The 24,267-nt window shown below is 44.7% G+C and carries 18 protein-coding genes; 7 read left to right on the top strand and 11 right to left on the bottom strand.

The features are described 5' to 3' along the window. Positions 1-8: 8 nt before the first annotated feature. The 4 genes from RH88_RS17600 to RH88_RS17585 all read right to left on the bottom strand — a co-directional run bounded on the left by RH88_RS17600 (position 9) and on the right by RH88_RS17585 (position 7,067). Positions 9-3,425, bottom strand: coding sequence for a T6SS effector BTH_I2691 family protein (locus tag RH88_RS17600; RefSeq protein ID WP_005598535.1), 3,417 nt, complete (start codon positions 3,423-3,425; stop codon positions 9-11). Next, positions 3,418-4,284, bottom strand: a complete 867-nt coding sequence (locus tag RH88_RS17595) for a DUF4123 domain-containing protein (protein WP_241212205.1) — start codon at positions 4,282-4,284, stop codon at positions 3,418-3,420. Before RH88_RS17595 ends, RH88_RS17600 begins: the two co-directional genes overlap by 8 nt. Further along, positions 4,281-6,413, bottom strand: coding sequence for a type VI secretion system Vgr family protein (locus tag RH88_RS17590; protein WP_005598531.1), 2,133 nt, complete (start codon positions 6,411-6,413; stop codon positions 4,281-4,283). Before RH88_RS17590 ends, RH88_RS17595 begins: the two co-directional genes overlap by 4 nt. A gap of 135 nt (positions 6,414-6,548) precedes the next feature. Beyond that, on the bottom strand, positions 6,549-7,067 hold the full coding sequence (locus tag RH88_RS17585) for an Hcp family type VI secretion system effector (RefSeq protein WP_005598529.1): 519 nt from the start codon (positions 7,065-7,067) through the stop codon (positions 6,549-6,551). Between the two features lie 337 nt (positions 7,068-7,404). Here RH88_RS17585 and RH88_RS17580 point away from each other — a divergent pair, with 337 nt between their 5' ends. Next, positions 7,405-8,835 carry an amidohydrolase gene (locus tag RH88_RS17580; RefSeq protein WP_005598526.1) on the top strand — a complete coding sequence of 477 codons (1,431 nt, stop codon included), beginning with the start codon at positions 7,405-7,407 and terminating at the stop codon, positions 8,833-8,835. 158 nt (positions 8,836-8,993) lie between these two features. On the opposite strand, the gene RH88_RS17575 is transcribed toward RH88_RS17580, so the two are convergent. The 7 genes from RH88_RS17575 to RH88_RS17545 form a co-directional block, all read right to left on the bottom strand. Further along, the gene (locus RH88_RS17575) at positions 8,994-9,242 is read right to left on the bottom strand and encodes a hypothetical protein (protein WP_005598524.1); all 249 of its coding nucleotides are present in this window, start codon (positions 9,240-9,242) and stop codon (positions 8,994-8,996) included. A 99-nt stretch (positions 9,243-9,341) separates the two neighbouring features. Then, positions 9,342-11,738 carry an ATP-binding protein gene (locus RH88_RS17570; protein ID WP_005598523.1) on the bottom strand — a complete coding sequence of 799 codons (2,397 nt, stop codon included), beginning with the start codon at positions 11,736-11,738 and terminating at the stop codon, positions 9,342-9,344. Further along, complete coding sequence (locus tag RH88_RS17565) at positions 11,731-12,708, bottom strand: cytochrome-c peroxidase (RefSeq protein WP_050798521.1); 978 nt, start codon at positions 12,706-12,708, stop codon at positions 11,731-11,733. Before RH88_RS17565 ends, RH88_RS17570 begins: the two co-directional genes overlap by 8 nt. Before the next feature lie 206 nt (positions 12,709-12,914). Next, positions 12,915-13,226, bottom strand: coding sequence for a DUF1496 domain-containing protein (locus RH88_RS17560; protein WP_005598521.1), 312 nt, complete (start codon positions 13,224-13,226; stop codon positions 12,915-12,917). A gap of 41 nt (positions 13,227-13,267) precedes the next feature. Further along, a complete protein-coding gene (locus tag RH88_RS17555; RefSeq protein WP_005598520.1) occupies positions 13,268-14,161 on the bottom strand; it encodes a 1-aminocyclopropane-1-carboxylate deaminase/D-cysteine desulfhydrase in 894 nt (297 codons plus the stop codon). A 112-nt stretch (positions 14,162-14,273) separates the two neighbouring features. Continuing rightward, positions 14,274-15,533, bottom strand: a complete 1,260-nt coding sequence (locus RH88_RS17550; RefSeq protein ID WP_005598519.1) for a sensor histidine kinase — start codon at positions 15,531-15,533, stop codon at positions 14,274-14,276. Next, entirely contained in the window at positions 15,530-16,207 is a 678-nt protein-coding gene (locus RH88_RS17545; RefSeq protein ID WP_005598518.1) for a response regulator transcription factor, read from the bottom strand. Before RH88_RS17545 ends, RH88_RS17550 begins: the two co-directional genes overlap by 4 nt. A 187-nt stretch (positions 16,208-16,394) precedes the next feature. On the opposite strand from RH88_RS17545, the gene RH88_RS17540 reads away from it, so the two are divergent. The 6 genes from RH88_RS17540 (at position 16,395) to fabV (ending at position 24,153) form a co-directional block, all read left to right on the top strand. Further along, positions 16,395-17,399, top strand: a complete 1,005-nt coding sequence (locus tag RH88_RS17540) for a glycosyltransferase family 2 protein (RefSeq protein ID WP_005598517.1) — start codon at positions 16,395-16,397, stop codon at positions 17,397-17,399. Further along, positions 17,396-18,805, top strand: a complete 1,410-nt coding sequence (locus RH88_RS17535) for an ArnT family glycosyltransferase (RefSeq protein ID WP_005598516.1) — start codon at positions 17,396-17,398, stop codon at positions 18,803-18,805. Before RH88_RS17540 ends, RH88_RS17535 begins: the two co-directional genes overlap by 4 nt. Beyond that, positions 18,802-19,218, top strand: coding sequence for a GtrA family protein (locus tag RH88_RS17530; protein WP_005598515.1), 417 nt, complete (start codon positions 18,802-18,804; stop codon positions 19,216-19,218). Before RH88_RS17535 ends, RH88_RS17530 begins: the two co-directional genes overlap by 4 nt. 455 nt (positions 19,219-19,673) lie before the next feature. Next, complete coding sequence (gene psrA, locus RH88_RS17525; protein ID WP_005598514.1) at positions 19,674-20,300, top strand: TetR family transcriptional repressor PsrA; 627 nt, start codon at positions 19,674-19,676, stop codon at positions 20,298-20,300. 143 nt (positions 20,301-20,443) lie between these two features. Continuing rightward, positions 20,444-22,723 (top strand): acyl-CoA dehydrogenase, encoded by a 2,280-nt coding sequence (locus RH88_RS17520; protein WP_005598513.1) that lies wholly within the window; start codon positions 20,444-20,446, stop codon positions 22,721-22,723. Between the two features lie 227 nt (positions 22,724-22,950). Then, the gene (gene fabV / locus RH88_RS17515; RefSeq protein ID WP_005598512.1) at positions 22,951-24,153 is read left to right on the top strand and encodes an enoyl-ACP reductase FabV; all 1,203 of its coding nucleotides are present in this window, start codon (positions 22,951-22,953) and stop codon (positions 24,151-24,153) included. Positions 24,154-24,267: the final 114 nt, after the last annotated feature.

The raw sequence follows: 24,267 nt of genomic DNA, 5'->3' as shown, positions 1-24,267 counted from the left end.
ACTTATCCCTAAATCATTAATGCATAATTAGACCAAGGTGTATCAGCACCTGCCCAGATGGCTTTGCGATCGGTATAGTAAGACGGGTCATACACTTGTGTTTTTGATTTTGTGTTGATTTCATCCGCAGTTAAAGGCTGAATTGGCGTCAGTTGTATGTCTGACAGTCGTCCGCCACTAAACGTATAGCTATAGGTGATTTTTTTGTGTAAGTGACTGCTTTTCTCCGGTTGCATGTAAAAGCTGACTTCAATATCAAACGCTAATGATGTATTTTTGTTTAAGGTTTGGCTGTGCTCGTAGCGTAATACATCTCCAACTTGCGACCATACGACAGTCGCTGGGTTCAAATTGGTACTACTCGGACTGTTTATCCCTACCTTGACGATATTACCCACTTGATCGAGTGTACCTGGAAAATCGACAATGAGTTTAAAGCCAGTTGTTGTGGCGATAGCCGCTGGGTAACTCGATATTTTGTTTTCGACTCTTTCAACTATCAATTGAGCAGACAGCTTGGGCTGCATGGTAAATTGATACAAGACCAATAGCGCTTCGGCAACTCCTATAGGCGTATCATCGAACTTAATGGCGCCGCTGTCAGTACTCCACGGTAAACGGCTGAGCCATTTTTGATAGTCGTCTTTTTTTAAGCCATTTAGTACGATAGAAGCGAGAACTATGATAATACCGCCCCCAAATATTAACCCGCTAACCACACTGCCAACTAAAAAGCCTATCGAAATTCTGGATGCTAAGAATACAGCCCCTCTCTGTAATACAAATCCAGATCCGCTTGCTGCTAGACCAACAGCTTTTGCAGATAACCAAAATCTCTCTTGAGGATTGGTTGCCTTTTTTCTGTCTTCATTGACGTAGTATAATTCTATCCCAACAGCTAGTACCCCTAGTGTTGCAGTGACGCGGGTTAAGTTGACGAATTTCGCTACGCGGCCCGCTTGCTGATTGCTAGCCGATTGTATAGTTCGTTCTAAAAAGCCTTCGACACTCTTATCCACCTTCGCCCACGCTTTAGCTTGGAAAATCGAACCAAGCGCATTCAAAGTGTAAAAGAATTTTTGTGCCAGCTCGGCTTTCTCACGTGAGGTGGTGACACTGTTTGTTTGTAAGTCACCATAACCGGTGTAAAGATCTTTGGCGTTGAGCAAGAAAACCATAAAGCCAAGCCCACCTAGGCTATTATAGGTGTTCGCTGTCACTTTTAACCCGCGCGCCATTTGTTGTTTGATGTTGGTTCTAAATTCTTTGGCGATGTCTTGCTCGGCCAGAAGGTACATTGATGGCATACCGTAATAGAGTTCGCCCATTTGGTTTAAGGCTTTTTGGTAGCGAGCGGCAGTTTCTGGTGTCGCGTTGTTTTTGTATTCTGCCTCTGCTTGGTGAAGCTCATCGAAGCTTTGCTGTTTTTGAGAGAGATCATCTATCTCGCGTTCGAGTGCGTCTGATTGCGCGGCGATATTCTGCTTGGCGCTTTGTGAATCGTAACCAACAATATCTAAATGTGAAGCAAGTTTGTTGGCATTAAACTCGTGATACGCTTGGTTCAGTTCTTTTGCCACGCGCTGGCGCTCGGCCATCCAGTTCCGACGTTGGTTAAGAAAGTCCTCTTGTAAGGTGATCTTTTTGTCTATCGCTATGCGTTCAACGACTGTTGCACGATCGATAAAATGCATCTTAGGGAACATTACCGCCAATGCTGCGGATTTGCGTGCAATGATAGACACACCACCATCAACCATTTCAGATATTGATGCTTGAAAGGCGTTCATCACTCGTTGTAATGGTTTTGATAGCGCGGCATAAATTCGGGAATCTTGTACTTCTTCTGTGCCGAGAAATGCATTCATTTCGTTGATGCGGGAAGTGAAATTTCCCGAGTCATTAAAGCTGACATAATCAGATTCTGCAGGGATTAATTCATCGCCAAACTTTTCATACAGATCTTTGCTGTATCCCGATAAATATAATGGGAGCAGAGTAGTAGGGCTTTCAAACTCTTTTTCTATCCATGCGGTGGTTTTCTCATCCAGAACTTTAGTGACAACTTCATTAATGAAGAAGTGCACTTCAGAAAGGTAGTCTTGCCCTTGCTGCTCTTCAATATCGACAAAGCCCTTTTCTGGCTCCCAGCCAAACCGTTGAGTGGCAGCCACTAACTGGTCGCGGAATATATTGAGCGTGTCGACAAGTGCTTCTAATACGGGTTTCTCATTGGCGTTAAAATCGTCAATTGCTTGATAGATCTTTTTGGCGTCGACTTCGTTTCGCCATTTTTGGGTTGCCGACCAGCGTTCAAGTAGCGCGGCATTGTCTATGTTGTGTTTGCCATATTTATCGAATAACACATTTTTCGCCATTTCCGCTTGTTGGTCAGCGATATAGCCTCTTCCAGCGCCGAAGTTCCCCCCTTGCTTTAGTGCGTTTTCGACTTGGCGCTTATGTTCCATATATGGCGTGAGGTCTTGGTAGTACTGTTGCTTCTCTTCTTCGTTTTTTACCGTGTCGGGGTAATTTAAGTCTTCAGGCTGGCTCAGTGCAGTGACTTGCGCGGCGGTTTCTAGCAGCGCCCACTTATGGCTATTTTTTTCTTGTAAGTCTTCATGGTCTAGTACCTTTTCACCCAGTATTAAGCTGAGATCTTGTAAATCCACCAGCGGGTCGTCCAACGCGACAAAAATAGCCGCGTCTTTTTTTATACCGTTAGTTATCGCGCCATATTGCGCGATGGGTTTTACTTCTGTATTCGCGGCATCGCCATCTTCAGCTAAGGTGGTTGGCACGCTCGTGCCTGTAAAATACGCCTCTGAACTGTCGGCATGGCTAATGTCCGATACGGCTTCTACTATGTCGGTGGCTAACCCCATATGTGGTTCATTTAACGTTTGGCAATGTTTGCTAAGATCGACTTTTCGCATCCATTGCTTACATTTGCTTTTATTGGTAAGCACGTAATTAAACAGGCGCCACGTCCAGCGTTGTTTTGACCAAGCAATGTACAACGTATTTTCTTGGTTATAGGTTAAAAATGGCTTGTTTTCACCAGCTTCACCTCGCTCTGTTTTACCTTGCTCTTTTTCCCAACGATCGAGGTTGTATTTTTTGAGTTGTGTTCCACAAACTTCATATTCGTGAAAGGTTTTATCGTGATCGCTAATGACGTAGAGCCAGCCGTCTCTTAGCTGACGTAATGTGTAGTTTGACCGAGTTAAGTCATCAGCGAAAATGCCGTTACCTTGCCATTTTTCAGGTAAACCAAAGCGCCCTGAACCGTCTTCTAGCGATTCATCGATGGCATAACGCACCGGAATAATATCAATACCCATTGCTTGCATCGGACATTGACCCGCGATGGAGCCGACCTCTGTTGAAGGTTGCTGTGATGCACTTGCATTTTCATCAGACATGGTTGACTCCTAGTGTGAATGCTTTCGCTAAAGCTGCCGCTTTTTCGATTCTTTGTTCTGGTGTTTGTGTGCCTGGGTTATTGACCAATTGAGCGATGGTTTTATGCTGTGGATTTTGTTGAAAATCAACGCCAAGGTGCCCTATGACATTGGCGTAATAATACACAGAGCGCTCGGTGGTAAAACCAAGTTCCTTTGCTTTTACGATCAATGTTTCAGCCTTGGGCTGAAGAGTGTTTTCAAAGCTATTGGGGAAATAAGTGTTGATGTGGGCTTCAAGTTTAGTGGCAAACGCTTTTGTTGCGATTTTCTCTAAAATGGTTACATCAGAATCGGTTAATGTGTAAAGGCTGGTATTGTCAGATTGTTTTGGCGCTGTAAGCGAAACCCATTGTTGTTCTTGGCGAAAGAACATTGTTCTGATAGGGCCGATTAAGCGTGTTTGACCGCTGGCAATGTGTTCTTTTAGTAACGGGTATGCAATTCGTGCATCTGCTAGCCGGAAAATGAGTTCTCCCAAATAAGGGGAGTTCACAACCGCTAACTGCTGAAAGTGTTGTGCAACATCGTAGAGCGTGGCTTGCGATGACAATAACCAAGCGAAACCTTTATCGAAATACTGATTTTCTATCACCCATTCAAAAATTTTTGGTTGCTTGTCCGGCTGGAATTCAAGTACCCATGGGGAAATCTCATTGAGGTTAGTGAGTGCAGTATTGGCATATAAAGACACGGCATTTACGCCATTTTCGAGCGCATAGAGGTTTACGCCAATATCGTCTATCGAGTTCCCGTCGAGAATAAGATAGAGAAGTTCATCATCCGCGGGTTTAAAGTCTGGCAAGTCAGCGTGCATCATTGGTTTGCCTTTTTACATACTTCACAAACACCTTTCACCCCAGCCGAACTCGCCTTTAATGCGCTTTTCTGCTGGGCGCTGACGATCGTTATTGGTGAAGATGTACTTTGTAATTTTGGATCCAACGCCGAGAGTGAGGCGTCAATGTTATCCAGAGAATGAACGCTTGGATCTGCAGGTGCGGCATCTATTTGATTTGGCAACACCGCCATTTGCCCGCCAAAGCCGCTGCCTCTGCTTGCGCTGCCTCCGGAGTTGAGGTTTATCGCAGCGCCGACAATGTGCACGCCCGCGGGGTCGACTTTAACAAAGCTGCCTCCCGCTTTAAGTGTAATTTCTGTACCGGCATCTAAGACGACTTTGGCGCCAGCTTTAATATGCACTTCGCTACCGGCACTCAACGCATGTTTGTTGGCAACCTTATGGTGTGCGCTGCCATCGACGATATCGGTCTTGTCTTTGCTGATTTTGGTTCGGCTTTCACCTTCAACGGTGAAGTGATGATTGTTTTTGATTTGGGTAAAACGGTCGTTATCCACCGTCAGGTGTTTATCGCGTTTGATATGCGTGGTGTGATCATTGAGTACGTCGGCCTCAAAGTCTTTTTGCGCGTGTAGGTAGACTTTTTCTGTTTGGCTTTGGTCTTCAAAGCTCAGTTCATTAAAGCCCTCTCCCTGATGAGTTTCACTGCGAAGAATGGTCTTAGTTTTGTTATCCGGTAAAGTATAGGGCGGTACATTACTCGCGTGATAGGTGCGGCCTGTAATGATCGGTTGATCAGGGTCGCCATGTAAAAACGAGACGATCACTTCATGACCAATGCGTGGAATGGTCATCATGCCGTATTGGCTGCCAGCCCAACCTTGGGATACTCGTACCCAGCAAGAGCTTTTTTCATCACCGTTTGAGTAGCGATCCCACGGGAAATGCAGTTTTACGCGGCCATGCTCATCGCAAAATATCTCTTCACCTTGAGGGCCAACGACGACCGCGATGCATGGCCCATCGACTTGCGGTTTTGGGGTAGGGTGGGCTTGCCAATTTATTGTCGCGGGAATGGCCTTGAAGGTATTGCTGTAGGTTGTAGCGCCGCTTCCGCCTTCTTCCTCTAAGGCTTGAGGTTGTGTGCCTTTATGCTCAACGCTGACGATTAACCATGAACGGTTGTTGTCGCTATTGAGATGTTCTTGTAAATCAAATTTATAGCCAGCTTGCAGCAAAGGCTGGTTACTTTTTCCTTGGGCGGTATGTGCGTTTCGGCGTAAAAACTCTAAACGGATTTGATTGAATGCTTTACCCGTTTCATCGTCTTTAAAGCGACCTGGGGCATCAAAGTGTTCGTAAACATCGGTTCGCTGGTGGTTCATTTCTGTGCCAACAGTGTTTTGCTGAAAGTGATATTGTGGTTTTTTAAAGCTGTAGTCCTGCAATGCCGTATGGCTGGGGTGCGATTGAGTGTTAGTGGTAAAAGTCGAGATATAAGGTTCATCAATGATCCCGCCACTGAGCGCATTATAAGGGACTGGCATTGAGATCTCAGGTTGGCTTTCACTGCAATCGGTAAAGAGTAGGGTGTGTTTTCCTTGTTCATGGATAAAGCTATACACTAAGCCTTCTTCAGCGGCTAAACGGTGTAGAAAATCCAAGTCAGTCTCACGATACTGCACACAGAATTCACGCTGTAGAGAATCGCGTTTGAGTGAAAAGGCATAGTCATAAATACCCATTTCTTGCAGCAGTACAGAAAGAATTTCCGGTACGGTTTGTAATTGAAAAATACGGCTGTTGTGACGTAAAGAAAGGCGCTCTAATGCCGGGACTAAGGTGAGCTGATAAAAGGTATGATGGTGGCCGGTATCACCTACGGTAAAGTTACGGGCGATGCCATGGATACGCTGCACAATTTCGCCATTACGAACGATTTCAAGCTGCACGTTTTTATCAACGATGTTCTCGGCTGAGAGAGTATTGTTACGGCTCGCGAGTGCAATGTCGAAATGATAGCCAAAGCATGCTCGCCCTTGTCGTGCCTCGCCATTCGATAGTGTTTCCTGCCCTTGGTACTCCCTGACAACGAAGGTATTTTCATCAAGCCCATCAACGTGAAAATTGAAATTAAGAGTTGCCATAGTCGTCCCTGTCTAAATATCAAAATCTTAAACATCAAAGCCCTAAGCAAGAGACTACGTAGTAATGTCTTGCTTAAGGCATTAATTAATATGGAAATTTAGCCCGCCAAATGACGGGCTAATTGTCGCAAGCGATTAAGCTTCGACAGGTTTACGCCAATCGTCAGAACCAGAAGTACCTGCGTTGACGTGATCCCAAGTGATCTTACGGTAAGAAAGAGACACAGTAAGATTTTGAGTAAAGTCCGCCATAGCTGGATCTTGGCAGTGAGGCATTTCACATTGAATATCAACGATAGAGGCGTTTTCAAGTTTGGTAGTAAAGAAGTTCTCTTGTTTACCTTCAATTGAAGTACGGTACCATTTCAGTTCGATGTTCTTCATTTTTTCACCAGAAGAAAGCGCGTTGTAAAGCAGTGGAACGGCTTTGTTTAGTGACACTGTGAATTTGAATGGTTTGTGCACACGCTGACCTGAAGGTTGACCAGATTGAGGATCGGTCGGTACGGTTACCGTGTGATCAAAGCGCTGTACTAGCATTTCATCTTCATGGCCTTCTACGTAAGAGTCGCCAATTGAATCTGCAGTACAAGCGCCCGCAGTGATAAGTCCCTGAGTTTCGCCTTCGATTGAGATATAACATGGAGTTGGCATGTTTCATTCCTTTTGAGTTAAGTTACATAAATTCCCTTATCTATAGTCAAGTTGTGTGCCAAAGTTAGAAGTAAGCAAAATCAGTCTGTTACAGTGATAATTTTGCTTGTAGGGCAAGATATTGCTTGGGCTGGGCAAAAAACTACCAAAGCGGGCAAAAATTCGTATCAAAGATAGAACGATAGGATTCTGTCGATTTCTTCAGCGAAGTGACGATTTTTTTGTTCACGATCTCATTCTTTTACATCTTACTGTTCGCTTTGGTTGATGGGCTCTTTTATGATGCGCGCGATTTTAGTTTAACGTTTGCTTAATTGCCGATTTAAAGAGAACAATAATGAACAAACCTACTTTGCTGGCCTCTATTATTACGCTAGCGCTTACTGGTTGTGCGCAGTTTGCGCCAAGCTACAATGCCGATCTCATCATCACTAACGGCGAAGTACTAACGATTGATGGCAATATGTCAGTGATTGAAAATGGTGTTGTTGTGGTGAAAGACGACAAAATCGTTGCGGTGGGTGAGGCGGATCTTGCTGAGCAATACCGTGCACCGAAGCTGATTGATGCACAAGATGGAATTGTGATGCCGGGCATGATTAATACTCATAACCATCTGCCGATGATTGCGTTTCGTGGTTTGGGCGAAGAGGGCATTTCGAATCGATTGTTTGCTTACTTCTTTCCGTTAGAGGGAGAGAAGCTCAGCCGTGAGCTTATCTACAATGCGACGAAATTAGGCGCCATCGACTTAGCGCAAAGTGGTGTGACGACTTATGCCGATATGTACTACCACATGGATGAGATGGCCAAAGCGACTAAAGAAGTGGGCTTGCGTGCCGTACTTGGCCAAACCGTAATTAAATTCCCAGTGGTGGATAGCAGTGCTCCTTATGGTGGTATTGAGTACGCGCAGAGCTTTATTGACCAGTACAAAGGTGATCCTTTGATCACGCCTGCTTATGCTCCACATGCGGTGTATACCGTGAGTAAAGAAAAACTCCAGCAAATCAATCAACTTTCTAAACAGCAAGATGTGCCAGTGTTGATCCACGTGGCGGAATTCCCTAATGAAGAAGCGCGCATTAAGGAAGAGCACCAAGCTAGTTCACCAGTTGAGTACATGGCGCAAATTGGTGTTTTGGATGAACGTGTGGTGTTAGCCCACGGGATTCATTTCTCTGAAAAGGACATTGAGTTGGTTAAACAGGCTGATGCGGGCGTGGCTTATAACCCAATGGCAAATGCTAAAGGCGCGACAGGAATGGCGCCAGCGTGGGAGATGTATCGCACAGATGTTCGCTTGGGGTTAGGTACTGATGGGCCAATGAGCTCAAATCAAGTCGATCTATGGCGCACGTTGAGCTATGCCAGCACGATGCAGCGTCTTAAACATGATGATCGAACCATTATGATCCCAGAACAAGTGATTGAAATGGCAACGATGGGCGGTGCGAAGGCTTTGCATATGGAAGAGCGTATAGGCTCTTTGGAAGTAGGCAAGCAAGCGGATATCATTATTGTCGAAACGCAATCAGCGAACATGATGCCAAACTATGATCCATACGCAACACTGGTATTTCAAGCTAACCCAAGCAATGTGGATACAACCATTGTGAACGGTGAAGTTGTGATGGAAAATCGCCAGATGCAGACGGTCGCGCTCGATGATGTACGCAGCACGATTGATGCAATGGAGGCTGATATCAGTGCGTTTGCCAAAGAGTTGGCGAAAAAAGCAATTAAATCGAAAAGCTTGATGGACTAGTGACGTCTCTTGTTTTAGCTCGAGTGTTGCGAGTCAATCACTTGAGAATGAGATGAGCCAAGGCGATCGAAAAATAGTCAGCTAGAAAAATAAAGGCCGTCTTCAAAGATAGTGTTGAAGACGGCCTTTATCATTGGATGAGCGTAACCTGATGGGGTTTAGTGGGTCGGTTTAACGCCGTTGCGAACCATATCTTGACCTGTTTTAAAGACTTCTTCGCTGACCCAGCGACCTAGCAGCAGCTGATGTTTATCATCAAGTACTGCAACAAAGTGACGACCGCTGCTATTGTGTGTCGCGAGTGCCAAACCTGCGACGTTTTGTAGGCCTAGTACGCCACTCTCTACAGCAAGTAGAAACGCTTTTAGCTCGTCTAAAGTTTCAATAATTTTATCATCAGTAATCATGGCATCGTCTCGGTTAACTGCTTTCGTTATTATTGAAACCAGTTCTAAAAATTTAGGAGCGATACTTTAGCTATCATGGCTGAAAAAATCCATCGTGTTTTATCGCGATAGGTTATTTTTCATCATTAGGCCTTTATTAGCGTGCGCAGTTTCATTGCTCTCTATTACAGCATCGATGTTTTTTTCTATTAGTCGGTTACCTTGGTGAATATTGACACTGAGTCGATTGATCAATTTTTGAAAGTTATCGATACACGGTATCTTACTCTCACGGACCTGTTGCTCCATTTCGATGGTTAGATTGGCGAGATTATCAAGTTGCAGATTGAGCGTTATCCCTTTCAAGCAGTGTAATGTTTTACCCAATTGCTCAGTATCGGCAGCCTCAAAGCCGATAATAAGCTCATCGATATGAGTTTCAAAATCTTCAATTAGAGATTGCAACAAACTCTGGTAGATATCGATATCTTGCTTTACTTCGTTGAGTAATTCACTTTTTGACAGTTCTTCTTCAGTCAAGCGTAAATCTTGGACATTTTCACGATGTAAATGAATCACATTGGTGCCTGGCAGTGCCGGTGTGTTCTGGGTTTGAATACGATGGCTGAAGTTACTGATCGCATCGTAGAAGCTTTCATTTTGTAATGGTTTAGTGAGAACATGGTCCGCCCCTGCATTGATAAAATCGTCATGAGCCTCGCGGAACACATCGGCGGTGTAAGCAAATATTAATGTCTTAATGCCAAGTACATGACGTAAATAATGGGTCGCTTCGATGCCATTCATTTCAGGCATATGATTGTCCATTAGGATCAGGTCGTATGATTCTTTTGTTGCTTTATCTATGGCGATTTGTCCATTTTCTGCGATATCAACACGATGACCTAGTTTGTTACAGAAGCCTTTAGCGACAATCGCATTTACGCGGTTATCTTCGGCGAGCAAAATATGGAGTGGGCGGGTTTCTAGCGGTGAAGCACTAACGGGATCTTGATTGGCAACAATCGCCTTTTCTCCTCGAGGGAGGGGAATGGTTATGGTAAATGTGCTACCGACATTTTCGCGGCTGATTAAGGTGATGGTACCGTCCATGAGTTCGGTGAGTTTTTTTACGATGGCTAAACCTAATCCACTGCCACCAAACTTACGAGTCGTTGAAGCATCGGCTTGTTCAAATGAGGCAAAAATAGCGTCGTGCTTATGTGGAGGAATACCGATCCCCGTGTCGGAAACACTAAGAATGAGATGAGACGGCATGATATTGTCGAGTTGAGCTTGAATGGTGATCTTGCCTTTGGCGGTAAATTTTATCGCATTACCCGTTAAGTTAAATAGGATTTGTCTTAGCCTTGCACTATCACCGATTAAATAGATGTTGTCGGGAATCTGATTGTTGATTTCTAAGGTTAAGTTTTTTTCTTCAGCGAGCGGGGTGATGGCACTGACAACCGGCATGAGGATTTGGTTAAGATGAAAGTGAACAGCCTCGAGTTCTAATTTGTTCTCTTCAATTTTTGAAAAGTCGAGAATATCGTTGAGCACCGTCATGAGGTGTTGGCCTGATTCCAGAATAATACCGACATTTTTTTTAGTGGCGCTCTCTTTTGTTTCTCCTGCAATAATTTGGGCAATGCCCAACACACCATTCATTGGGGTGCGTAACTCATGACTCATCGTGGCAAGAAACTGTGATTTTGCTTTAGCCGCGTTTAAGGCTTTTTCTGATGCTGCTGCCATCTCTTTATTGAGCGCTTTTAAGTGGGTGAAACGCAAATAAGCTTGAATCGAGAACATTAGTATCAAAACGGTGACGGCCCCCAGGCAGTACATTAGTGCATTGTTGAGTTCACTATGGCTATATTGGCGTAAGGCCGTTTCGGTTTTTTCGATAAATTCATAATTATGCTCATTGAGCAAATCAGTCCGTAATGACGTTCTTCGCTCGTCTATTTGGCGAAGTTGCATTGCAAATTGTTTGATTTGTGGATTGGCTACATTGTTATCAAGCAAATGCTGATTCATAAAATCAACAAAGTGCCATTCTAGACCCAAATTGTTTCGCTCGTTTAGTGCTTGCTTGAATAAGGACTCTAAAGATAAGTAAGCGTATTTCCGAGCCACTTGGATACCCACGAGCATATCTAGCATGGTACTGGTATGGATTAGCTTTTGCTCAAATGAGGCTAATTGCTGGTTGGTTTTATTTACGTTGCTACTAATAGGAAACCAGGTAATTGTCGTGTTCTTTTTCAGCATGGCTTTGGCCAACTTTTCAATTTCAGTAATTCTCTGAGTGATCAAAAAATGGCGTCGTTGCTGCTGATACTGGTAGTTCAAAATGGTATCTCTATGGCCCAATAATTCGTGCCCAACCGTGGTGACATCGGTGAGTGTGTTTTCGATGTGACGGCTGTTTTGATAGCTCATATAGGCAACGGTAAAAAGCGCAGCGACAATGGATGAGAGGAGCAGTGTAACGATTTTAGGGCTATTCATTTTCAAACTCCTCTAAGATCCTTGGCCTTGGTGCGCTAAGCGTGTGAAGAAAGGCCTCAACGTCAGAGATTGTATCGCTATTCATGGTGATCCCGAGTTGCCCCTGAGCCATCACCTTAATGGCTTGTTCTAGTGTTTCGGTTCTACCATCGTGAAAGTAAGGCGGTGTTTGAGCGACATTTCTTAAGCTCGCAACCCGGAAGTAAAATTTGTCTTGGCCTTGCTCGGTGATGAGATGCTTACCCGTATCTTGAATCGAATTGATAGGAGTGAAATAACCAAATTTTTGGATCATATTTCCACCAACATTCTGACCTTGATGGCATTGAACGCAACCCACCGCTTGAAAGGTTTGCCATCCCCGTAGCTCTTGTGCTGAAAGGGCTGTTCCATCGCCTTGTAAGAAGCGGTCAAAATCGGAGTTAGGGGTTTGCAGTGACCGCATGAATTCCGCTAAGGCAAAACGAATTGAGTCACTTGTAATTGGAAGGTTATCAGCTGAAGAAAAAAGTTGTTGATAGCGGGCCGAGCGTGAAACATAACGCTCTATTTGCGGCCAATCAGAATCCATTTCTAAAGGATTAGTAATAGGGCCGTTAATTTGTTCTTCTAAGGTATTGGCTCTGCCATCCCAAAAGAAACGATAGTTCAGTGCGGTGTTAAATACGGTTAGTGAATTGCGCAGACCAATGCCATTGACACCGGTTGATACACGTGTGGTTTCTGCCCCATTAGTCGATAAATCATGGCAAGATTGGCAACTGACAGCTTGATTGGAAGATAGATTAGGATCGTTAAACAATACCCAACCGAGCTTAGCGATGTCTCGGTTAAATTCTGTATGTTGTGGTATTGGTTCAATTAAGCGTAACTCAACAACTTCTTGCGCATGATCGTCATGACTATGGTCATGTGCGATAACCACAGGAGAAAAAATAAAGAACGTCACTATCCATGTCTTGCATCTCATATCTGCCTGCCAAAGCGTTATTCCCTTACTATGAATTTAGTTGCGTTTCACATTAATTCAATTTTGCAATGCAATATGACCGTGGTTTGAGAACCGTTAAGGCTAGTTTTATTGAGGTGTTAGGCAATGTTTGCTGCTGTAGTATTTTCCTCTTTTTCTTTGATAGTGAATAGGATAGTCACTATCAACGGCATGAGAAACTGCCACTAAGGTTGAGAATGGTCTAGGTTCGACTTATCTAGAGTAATCCATTTTAACGCGCCGTTGCTTTCAAAATCATTCGCATTATCACAGCGCATAATATAGCCACCGACTTCGATAAGAGCACCAAGGGAATAAGCTTGGTCTTGGTAATAGCAGATGCGGTGTTTGACATTGGAGCTGTTGACGATCACTGCCGTTTTTTTGGGCGTAGAGAAGCTTTTTGTCTCACTATTTGCAAGTGCATGATGGCCATAGGTGAGAAGAAGAATCGGAACGAGCGCCAACATGACTGCGCGGTTTAACCTCAATGCCATTTTTCTCTCCTAATATTTGCTTTTCGTCTTCGTGCTTTGGATTACACGTCGAATTTGCGTTGATAGCGAGGCAACATACTCTCGTTGCCTAATAACCCACCTTGGTGAATATAGATAATAGGCTTGTCGGTATTATTTGGATACCAATTTAATAGGCAGTGCCACATCATCGGATCGTAGAGTAAGTCAAACTCCACATTCGTTTCGCTCAGTAGCTGTTGCCAAATCAGATAGTCGTCTTGATACAATTTACCAAAATGGTGTTTGTTTTCTAGTTCAAGAATAGTGGGGTGATCGGTCTCTCCCAATTCGTCGAACTGCTTGGTGAGATACTCTTTTCCGCCCACACAGGCACATGTAAGAACTTCAATGCCATGTACCTTGAGCGCTTTATGGAGGAAAAGTGCGGTGGTGCCCGTGCCTGCTGGCAGTCCGACGACAAACTGTTTATTGGCTTGTAATCGAACCCAACTGAGAATCTCTGATGCCAACTGATTTACGCCAAATTCAGCTAACGAGCAGCGGCCACCTTCAGGTACAACTAAACAATTTTCATTAGGTTGACGAACGTTAGCAATATAGTCGGTAGGATGCAGTCCACTCTCTGCGGTGGCGATAATTTTCGCCCCAAGTTCTAATGCGCCGCGATAATTGCCCATCGGTCGCTCTTTTAGCCATTCAGGGATACGATCAACGTAAAACTCTAACTGCCAACCTTTAATGCTAGCGAGTGCTGCCATCGAATAGAGCGAGTTAGCTTGCGGGCTTCCGTAGCCAATGAGGGTATCTACTTGTGGAAAGTCTTGTTCCAATAGGGCCATGAACTTTCGAGCTTTGTTTCCAGAAAAGTGACTATGTAACTGGTCATCACGCTTGAGATAAAAATCAATATTGGCAAATTGGTGCTGGGTGATGGGCGTGTCGGCAAGCTTCATAAGGCGGTACTTTATCGTGTCACTATTCTAGTTAGGCTAAGGCGATGTTATCAAAGCACATAATACCTTAGCCACCCCATAAAGACTTTACTTTCTCATCAGCGTTTGAGTACTAAAACGTTATTTTGGCTACGCAACCACGCGTTGGATGGTTGTATAATTCAAAATGCCATTGGTAGCGTCGGCTGAGATCTTCAACGATCAGCAAACCAAGACCGTGCCCATGCAAAGAGGGTTGATCACTGAGCCCTGCTCCATCATCGGTGATGGTCACTCTTTGTTCGGTTACGTGAATCGTCACTTCCCCATGAGCTGTTGCGGCAATCGCGTTACGGATGAGATTACCCAGGATCATATTCAGCACTGCGGGGGTGGCTTGCACCTGTGGTAACGATTCAATCAACAGATTGATGCTCAATGCTTTCTCATGGGCTTGCGATGAGTTGCTCATCACGATCGTATTGAGTTCGCTCTCGGTGACCCTGCGTAATGGCGTATCGTCTGTGTTGCGTTCGTAACGAACTAGGCTCAACAATGCATCAACCATGCTGCTCATTTGAACTGTCGCACTGTCGATACGGGATATTTGACGCTGATTAAATTCGGTTTGTTCAGATCGAGCGAGTAGTTTGTTTGCACCTTTCACTACTGTTATTGGGGTTCTTAACTCATGGCTGGCATAGCGGGCAAAGGCTTGTTCGCGCTTTAAGACTAAATGAAGATCACTGCGGTATTGGTTGAGTTGTTGCGTCAGCACTTGAAACTCTTGTGCTGCTTCGTTGGAGATGGTGAATTCACTTTCACTATCGCCGCTTTGTTGTTCGAGTTGCAGAACAATGCCGTTTAGTGGCTCAATCAGTCGTTTAGACAAACGGTAGAGTAGCGTGCCAAAGAGAAACATCAGTAAGGCAATCATTGTCACCACGATGATACTGGAGTAGACAATTTCTTCTGCACTAAATTCAACCGTATCAATCGTTGTTAAAAGTACGATATCGCGCAGTTGGCCTTGATCGGTATATTGTCCTTTATAGACCATGCGTGAGTCACGCTCTAGAGAGGGTTCGAGCTCGCCGAGAAAGTGATTTTTTCCCTTTAAGTCGTGCTGATACACTTCGGGAAGCAACGAGAGGTCGTTATAGGCGGTGGTCAGGATATCAATCTTAATTTTCCCGTTTTCACCCGCGACAAAGCGTTCAATTGCGATATCTTTGTCGAGTAAAATCCGTCTTTCTCCGACCCGATCTTCTGACCAATGCAGCGCCAATGAAAAAATGACGAGAGTAAACAGCCCAAGAGCAATTGAGATGCCAATAAAAAAGACTGCGAGTCGGCCGGTGAGCGAGCGAGTACTGTTTAACAAATTAATCATTGCGGGAACTCAAGACGAAATCCACATTTGGGTACCGTAACCAGCATCGCTGTGGCAAAAGGTTTATCAAGCTGAATTCTTAGTTGATAAATATGGCTACGCAGCACATCGTTGTTTGGCTCCGATTCTTGCCAAAGCCGCTCTGTGATCTCTTGACGACTAACTACTTCGGGGGCTCTGACTGCCAGCATTTCTAAAATAGTGTAAGTGGTCGGGTTAAGCGCTAGTGGTTTGTCTTCGCGGTAGGCTTGGCGAGTTTTTTGATCTATCAATAGAGGGCCAACCGTGATCTTGGTTGATGCCGTTTTACCTCGATAACGTTTAATCAGAGCGTGCATTCTGGCCTCGAGAATGTCTAAGTCGAACGGTTTCGTTAGGTAATCATCCGCGCCGTGACTGAAACCGGCTAACATATCCTCTCGGTTATCGAGTGCGGTAAGCATCAAAACGGGTGTGGAATCTCCCGCATCGCGTAACTTATTACAAACGGTTAGACCGTCCATTCTTGGCAACATAAGATCGAGAATAATCATGTCAAAATTGCCTTCGAGTGCAAGCTGCAGGCCGAGCTCACCGTTATCGGCGTAGTCAAGTTCCATACCTATGCTTTCAAAGTAGTCAAACAAGATACCGGCAATTTCACGGTTATCTTCTACCAATAAAATTTTATTCATGTCTTACCTACTACTTATTCAACAAGAGATCGAGTGAGGGGGATCTTATCGTTATGCCAGTCAAAAAAAAGTGGAAAAAACGTCAATAACATTCTTTTCACACTGTCAGCGATAAAGTCCAGCATATCATCTCTGAGTATGGAGCTTAATAGAGTTGCCATACGGATAAAAGTAATTAGGCGGTTTTATGAACGTAATCACATCTCCTCATAAGCGTGTTGAATCCGCAATCACATTGACGGTCGTCGTGCCTTATTTCAATGAAGAATCCGTGCTGCCAGCACTGCATCAACGTTTAACGAAAGTGTTAGACGCGCTTCCGGAACGGTGTGAAATCGTGTATGTCGACGATGGTAGCCATGATGGAAGTTTGGCTATCGTTGAGTGTTTTCAATCATCTACCAGTTTGGTACGCAGTATTTCATTGAGCCGTAACTTTGGTAAAGAGTCGGCGATGAGTGCAGGGTTGCAATATAGCCATGGTGAAGCCGTGGTGCTGATTGATGCTGATCTGCAAGATCCGCCAGAACTGATCCCTGAGATGCTAGCGAAGTGGCGAGAAGGGTTTGATGTGGTCAACATGCAGCGTCAATCTCGTCACGGAGAAACGTGGTTAAAGCGTCAATCTGCTGCTCTGTATTATCGTTTACTGAATACTCTGGTTAAATCAAGCATTCCTGAAAATGTCGGTGATTTTCGTTTATTGAGTCGCCGAGTCGTTGAGCATATTAACCAACTTCCTGAACGAAATCGCTATATGAAAGGGATTTTTGCATGGCCGGGTTTCAATCAAGTCACGCTTACATTTGATCGCGATCCGCGCTTTTGCGGTGAAACCAAATGGAATTACCTCAAGTTGTTAGGGTTGGCCGTCGATGGCATCACGGCCTTCTCTATTCGCCCTTTGCGTTTGGCGACAGTGGCAGGAGCATTAGTTGCAGGCAGTGCTTTTGTATATGGTTTAGTGATCGTATTGAAAACGATGCTTTGGGGTGATCCTACTGTCGGCTATCCATCATTGATGGTGGTGATGCTGGCATTGGGAGGGATTCAGTTATTGAGTATTGGTTTGCTAGGGGAGTACATCGGTCGAATTTTTATTGAGTCGAAGCAAAGACCGTTGTATCTCGTTCAGTCAGTTAAAGAAAAACCCGCTGTGATGTTGTTTCAAGTAATGGAGAAGCGCGCGTGAGTTTTAATCGAGTTCACCTATGGGCGATCTTAGGTTCAGCCTTGCTTATTCGCCTTATTTCACTGGGGGCTTATCCATTAATGGATACCACCGAAGCTCGCTATGGCGAAATGGCTCGCTTGATGATTGATACGGGTAATTGGCTAACTCCCCAATTTGATTATGGCGTGCCATTTTGGGGGAAACCACCATTGTTCACATGGATGAGTGCTGTTGGTATTGAATGGTTTGGTATTAATGAGTTGGCGGTTCGAGTACCTCATTGGTTTGCTGGTGTTGTTGTTATTGCTATCACGGCTTATTTCGCCAAGCGTTTAGAGATTAATGCGCTTGTTACTTCAGTTGTGCTAGCAACTTGCGCTATTTTTTCGATTGCTGCTGGTGCCGTCATGACCGATATGGCACTGACCTTAGGCATGACGATTGCGATGGTCGGCTTCTATTTTTGTTGGCAGGGAGAGCGAATCTGGGGTTACGTTGGCTTTGTTGGCCTGGCGGTAGGTTTGCTTGCTAAAGGTCCATTGGTCATTGTATTGGTCGGCATTGCTGTTATGCCATGGCTCATTTTTCAGCATGGGTTCAAAGGGGCATTTGTTCAATTATGGCGACGTTTTCCATTGTTAAGTGGAAGCACTTTAATGCTGGCGATTGCACTGCCTTGGTATTGGTTAGCGGAAAAAGCGACGCCGGGTTTTATCGATTACTTTATCGTTGGGGAGCATTTTAAACGATTTGTCGTCAGTGGTTGGGAGGGGGACTTATACGGCAGCGCCCATGATGAACCAAGAGGCATGATTTGGCTGTTTTGGCTTTATTCTGCGGCACCTTGGTCTATCGTGTTACCGGTGTTGTTGTTTTGGCGAGCAAAGCATAATCCGCAGCCGTGGTGGGACAAATACCAGCCGGTCGTTAGTTTTGCGTTTTGCTGGATGCTTGCACCTCTCGTGTTGTTTACCTTCTCTGGCAATATTCTTCCAGCCTATATTTTGCCAGGAGTGCCTGCATTGGGGTTGGTCATTGCTATTTTACTCAATGATATAAAGCATGATCCTAAATGGTTTAAGTTCATTGCCGGGGCGATACCACTCCTTTTGATTATTGCTGTTGGTGTTATTCAATCAGGAGTCGGGGCTAAGAAAAGCGACAAAATGATTTTGTCTCGTGCCGATCTGTCGGTACCCATATTCTATGTAGGAAAAAGGCCCTTCTCTGGGCAGTTTTATAGCCAAGGAAAAGCACAAACACTGGTGCAATATGATCAGATTTTGACATTGGCGAAGTTTCAACTGGTTGGTAAACCGAAGCAAGTTAGTAAATTAGTTGAGGAGCATAAGTTTAACTGTGTGGTTGAGCAGACAGCGAAAAGCAAACGTAAATTATATCGTTGCCAGCAGGATCGGCAGTGAAACGGCTACAGCAGCATCGGCTGCTTAAGTTCGCTCTTGTTGGGGGGATTGGTTTTATCGCCGATGCGTTGGTCTTCATGTTGTGCGCCTATTTGTTTTCTCTACCGTTATTATGGGCTCGGGGCATCGCCTTTTGCTGCGCGGCGTCGGTCACTTGGTTTGGTAATCGCCGTTTTACTTTTAGACAAGGACAGGCTCCTTGGCAAACAGATAATATCAAGAATTTGCTTAGCCAATGGTTAACCTTTATGAGCTGCGCTTTAATTTCGGCATTGCCAAATTTTCTTGTCTTCCAATCGATTATCTTAGGCTTGGGCAAACAAGGTTGGGTGCCTTTGTTTGCGCTCACCGCTGGAGTGCTTGTCGGCATGTTGAGCAATTATATTTTAAGTTGCCGCTGGGTGTTTCGTTAGCCTAGTTGATTAGAATATCGCCTTAAACGGTAATTCATCTCAAAGAATGATTAAGTCTTCGTTTGCGTTTACGCAGCGAAGACTTCGTTATTTCTGAAGCGTGGTTAGCAGGAATAAAAAAAGCCCAGAGCAAAAGTGGCTCTGGGCGGATACATATAAGTATAGGAGTTAATTTGGAAAAGCAGTGTAAAAATCTTTTAGAAGCAAAGTGAGCTCGACGGCCAGTTAAACTCATTATCTTTGCTATCTACACTTATTCAGACCCACCTTTTTCCATTCAGTTCCAAAAAAGTTTAAAAATATTTGCTTCTTTTCTTTTCGCCTGTTTTCAGAGGCTTATTTCGCTAGCTTGTTATTCTGGTCTAACCAGTGCGTAAAAGTGTGATGTTAACCGCTTGTTAAGTTTGTATGCGGTGTGTATATTTTCAAACAAGCGTTTGATACGGGTGATTGAAATGACTGCCAAGCACAAAACCAAAGAGAAAATTCTGGATGTAGCAGAAGCTCTGTTTGCCGAGCAAGGCTTTAATGATACCTCACTACGCACGATTACATCGAAAGCAGGGGTGAACCTTGCCGCGGTCAATTACCATTTTGGGGATAAGAAGACCTTAGTTCGTGCAGTGTTGAGTCGTTACTTAGAGGCTTTTATGCCAGCGGTATCAGATGCGCTGATCACACTGAATCTCAATCCAGATTATTCGATGAAGCAGGTTTTTGAAGCGCTAAGAGGCCCTTTAATGGCACTCAACCATGTAAGACCGAATGGCACTAGTCGATTTATGTTACTGATTGGTCGAGGGTATACCGATGTGCAAGGTCATCTACGTTGGTTTATCAGCACCCGTTATCAAGAGACGTTAGGGCTTTTTACTCAATCGGTGCTTGCTGCCAACCCGCAATTAAGCCGTGAAACCTTGTTTTGGCGACTGCACTTCACACTGGGGGCTTGTGTTTTCACCATGGCTTCAAGCCAAGCTTTAGCAGAAATTGCGCACAATGATTACGCTCAAAATGCCGACGCACAGGCCGTACTGGATCAATTAATTCCATACCTTGCTGCTGGCGTTTCTGCGCCGTAGCACTTTTAGCGCATTAATGACGTATAAAAATACGGGTGTGCCAATGAATAACTCACCCCCATAGCGACATCGTAATAACAAAAGCTGTAATAACAATAACAACAGACCTGCAAAGGTAATAACGTGAACAAAAGGAACTGGTTATGAGCTCTCTACGCAGAAAATGGATCAGCGATCCAGCATTCAAATTGTTTAAGCAAGTGTTACCACCGCTTTCTGAAACGGAAAAAGAAGCGATGGAGGCGGGTAGTGTCTGGTGGGATGGCGAGCTTTTTTCAGGGCGTCCTGACTTCAGCAAGTTACACCATTACCCAAAACCGAGCTTGTCCAGTGAAGAGCAGTCGTTCATGGATAATGAACTCAACACGTTATTAGCCATGCTTGATGATCATAAGATCAATAAAGAAGATCGTGATTTGCCTGCCGAAGTTTGGCAATACTTGCGTAAAGAGCGTTTCTTTTCGCTGATCATTTCTAAGCAATACGGTGGTCGTGAGTTTTCTTCATTGGCAAACTCTACCATTGTTTCTCGTATCGCTACTCGCAGTATTAGTGCCGCGGTGACGGTGATGGTGCCTAATTCACTCGGCCCGGGTGAGTTGCTTTCTCACTATGGTACCCAAGAGCAAAAAGAGTATTGGTTGCCGAGATTAGCGGATGGTACCGACATCCCTTGTTTTGCGTTAACTGGTCCCGAAGCGGGCTCTGATGCGGGGGGCATACCAGATAAAGGTGTCGTCTGTTATGGTGAACATAATGGCGAAAAGGTACTTGGTATTCGCCTTAGCTGGAACAAACGCTACATTACTCTAGCGCCTGTCGCGACAGTTCTTGGACTGGCATTCAAAATGTATGATCCAGAGAATTTACTAGGCGAAGAACAAGATTTAGGTATTACTTGTGCGTTGATCCCTGCTGATCATCCGGGAGTGGAAATTGGTGAGCGTCATGACCCGTTAGGTTTAGCGTTTATGAATGGCCCAACTCGCGGTAAAGAAGTCTTCATCCCGATGGATTGGCTGATTGGGGGACAAGAATACGCCGGTAAAGGTTGGCGTATGCTGGTGGAGTGTTTGTCCGCAGGGCGCGGTATTTCACTGCCAGCACTTGGAACGGCTATTGGTCATTTAACTGCCCGAACGACTGGGGCTTACTCTTATGTGCGTAAGCAGTTTGGGATGTCGATTGGTAAATTCGAAGGGGTGGCAGAAGCACTCGGACGTATTGGTGGTTTAACCTATTTGTTGGAAGCGACACGAACGTTGACTACGACTTCACTTGATATGAAGGAAAAACCGGGCATCGTGACCGCAATTGCCAAATACCACATGACGGAAATGGCTCGTACGATTTTGAATGATTCGATGGATATCCATTCAGGCCGTGCGATTCAAGATGGTCCAATGAATTATCTTGCCAGCCATTACCTTGGTATTCCTGTCGCGATCACGGTTGAAGGCGCGAATATTCTGACTCGTAACTTAATGATTTTCGGTCAAGGGGCAACACGTTGTCATCCTTACGTTTTACAAGAGATGGAAGCGGCAGCCAATCCGGATAAAGAGCAAGCAGCCAAAGATTTTGACTCACTGCTGTTCAAACATATTGGTCATGCCACTAAAAACACACTGGGTGCGTTTGGCGCGGCATTAACTGGCTCACGTTTCATCAAGGCCGATATGAGCGGTGCAACTCAAGGTTACTATCGTGAGATGACACGCTTGAGTCGAGCCTTAGCGGTGAGTGCTGATTTTGCCATGCTGACACTCGGTGGCGATCTCAAGCGTAAAGAATTGATTTCAGCTCGTCTTGGCGATGTTTTGGCTTATTTGTATATGGCGTCGGCTGCGTTGAAGAAATACGAAGATGATGGACGTCAGCAACAAGACCTGAATTATGTGCATTATGCTGTGCAGCATTGTTTGTACCAAGGTGCACAATCGCTACAACAAGCTTTCAGTAACTATCCGCACAAAGGGGTGGGGCGTTTACTTAAAGTGATCATCTTCCCATTGGGTAATCGTTATAAAAAGCCAAGCGATGATTTAACGGTGAACTTAGCTGAGAGCCTAATGACGCCTGGAGCACATCGTGATCGTCTGACTCACCTTTGTTATATCGGTGAAGATGAAAATGACAGTGTGGGGTTAATGGAGAATGCCTTTTTAGCCATGTATGGCGTGAAAAGTCAGGAGCGTAAACTTAATCGAGCGGCTAAAGATGGCATTGTGGCGCGTAAAGGTGATTTGCAAGCGCGTTTAGAGCAAGCCCAGCAAGCTGGCGTATTGACGCTGCAAGAAGTCGAGCAAGTGTTGCAGGCAGATAAGCTGCGCTATAAAGCGATTCAAGTGGATCACTTTAGCCATGATTTTAGTCAGGTTCGCACCCATAGCGAGGCGGAGAAGCCAAGCAAAAAAAACTAAGGTAAAAGCTAAGCTAAATAGTGTTGCATAAACGGCGCGGCAACAACGAAACTGTTTTAATGTCACTAAGCAATGGTACCTGAAAGGGTGCCATTGTTGTTTCTGACCACAAATTATTGAGTGAAAGTGCTCCAACCACTTGCATTTTCCCTGCAATTTTTAAGAAATTAGATGCGATTTCCCGACGAACCTTTTATCCTAGCGAAGATTTTTAAAGGAAGTTGAATATGATCATCAAACCTAGAATTCGTGGATTTATCTGTACCACTACACATCCAATCGGTTGTGAAGCTAACGTAAAAGAACAAATTGCTTACACTAAAGCACAAGGCCCTATCAAAAATGCACCGAAGCGTGTGCTTGTGATCGGTTCTTCAAGTGGCTACGGTCTCTCTTCTCGTATCGCTGCGGCATTTGGCGGCGACGCATCAACCATTGGCGTGTTCTTCGAAAAAGAAGGCTCAGAGAAGAAACCAGGTACAGCAGGCTTTTATAACTCCGCTGCATTTGAAAAACTCGCACGCGAAGCTGGCCTATATGCGAAAAGCCTAAATGGTGATGCTTTCTCTAACGAAGCGAAACAGAAAACAATCGATTTGATTAAAGAAGATCTTGGTCAGATTGATATGGTGGTTTACTCACTGGCGTCTCCAGTACGTAAAATGCCTGAAACGGGTGAAGTTATCCGTTCTGCTCTAAAACCAATTGGTCAAACTTATACATCAACGGCGGTTGATACCAATAAAGATATGATCATTGAAGCAAGCGTAGAGCCTGCAACAGAGCAAGAAATCCAAGATACTGTAACAGTTATGGGTGGCGAAGATTGGGAACTTTGGATCAATGCACTGTCTGATGCGGGCGTATTGGCAGAAGGTTGCAAAACCGTTGCTTACAGCTACATCGGTACTGAGCTTACTTGGCCTATCTACTGGGATGGCGCACTAGGTAAAGCGAAGATGGATCTGGATCGTGCCGCTGCACAACTGAATACCAAACTGGCAGCGACTGGCGGTAGCGCAAACGTTGCAGTTCTAAAATCAGTTGTGACTCAAGCAAGTTCAGCGATTCCTGTGATGCCTTTGTACATCGCGATGGTATTTAAGAAAATGCGTGAGCAAGGTGTCCATGAAGGTTGTATGGAGCAAATCTACCGCATGTTCAGCCAGCGTCTTTATAAAGAAGATGGCAGCGCAGCCGAGGTGGATGATTGCAACCGTCTACGTCTTGATGATTTAGAACTACGCGAAGACATTCAGCAACACTGTCGTGAACTTTGGCCTCAAATCACCACTGAAAACCTAAAAGAGCTAACGGACTACGTTGAGTACAAAGAAGAGTTCTTGAAACTATTCGGCTTTGGTATTGAAGGTGTTGATTACGAAGCAGATGTAAACCCAGCAGTAGAAGCAGGCTTTATCGCAATCTAATTTGCGCTGATGCCATAAAAAACCGGAGCAATTTGCTCCGGTTTTTTATTGTGTGTCGTTAGTTATTATCTGTTGATAGCATTGTATCGCGTTTTAATATCGGGTATTAATACC

Origin of the sequence: Vibrio scophthalmi LMG 19158 (assembly GCF_000222585.1) — a bacterium.
Lineage (GTDB): Bacteria > Pseudomonadota > Gammaproteobacteria > Enterobacterales > Vibrionaceae > Vibrio > Vibrio scophthalmi.
Note: the sequence above shows the minus strand (reverse complement) of the source record. Positions and strands in the feature narration are given on the sequence as shown.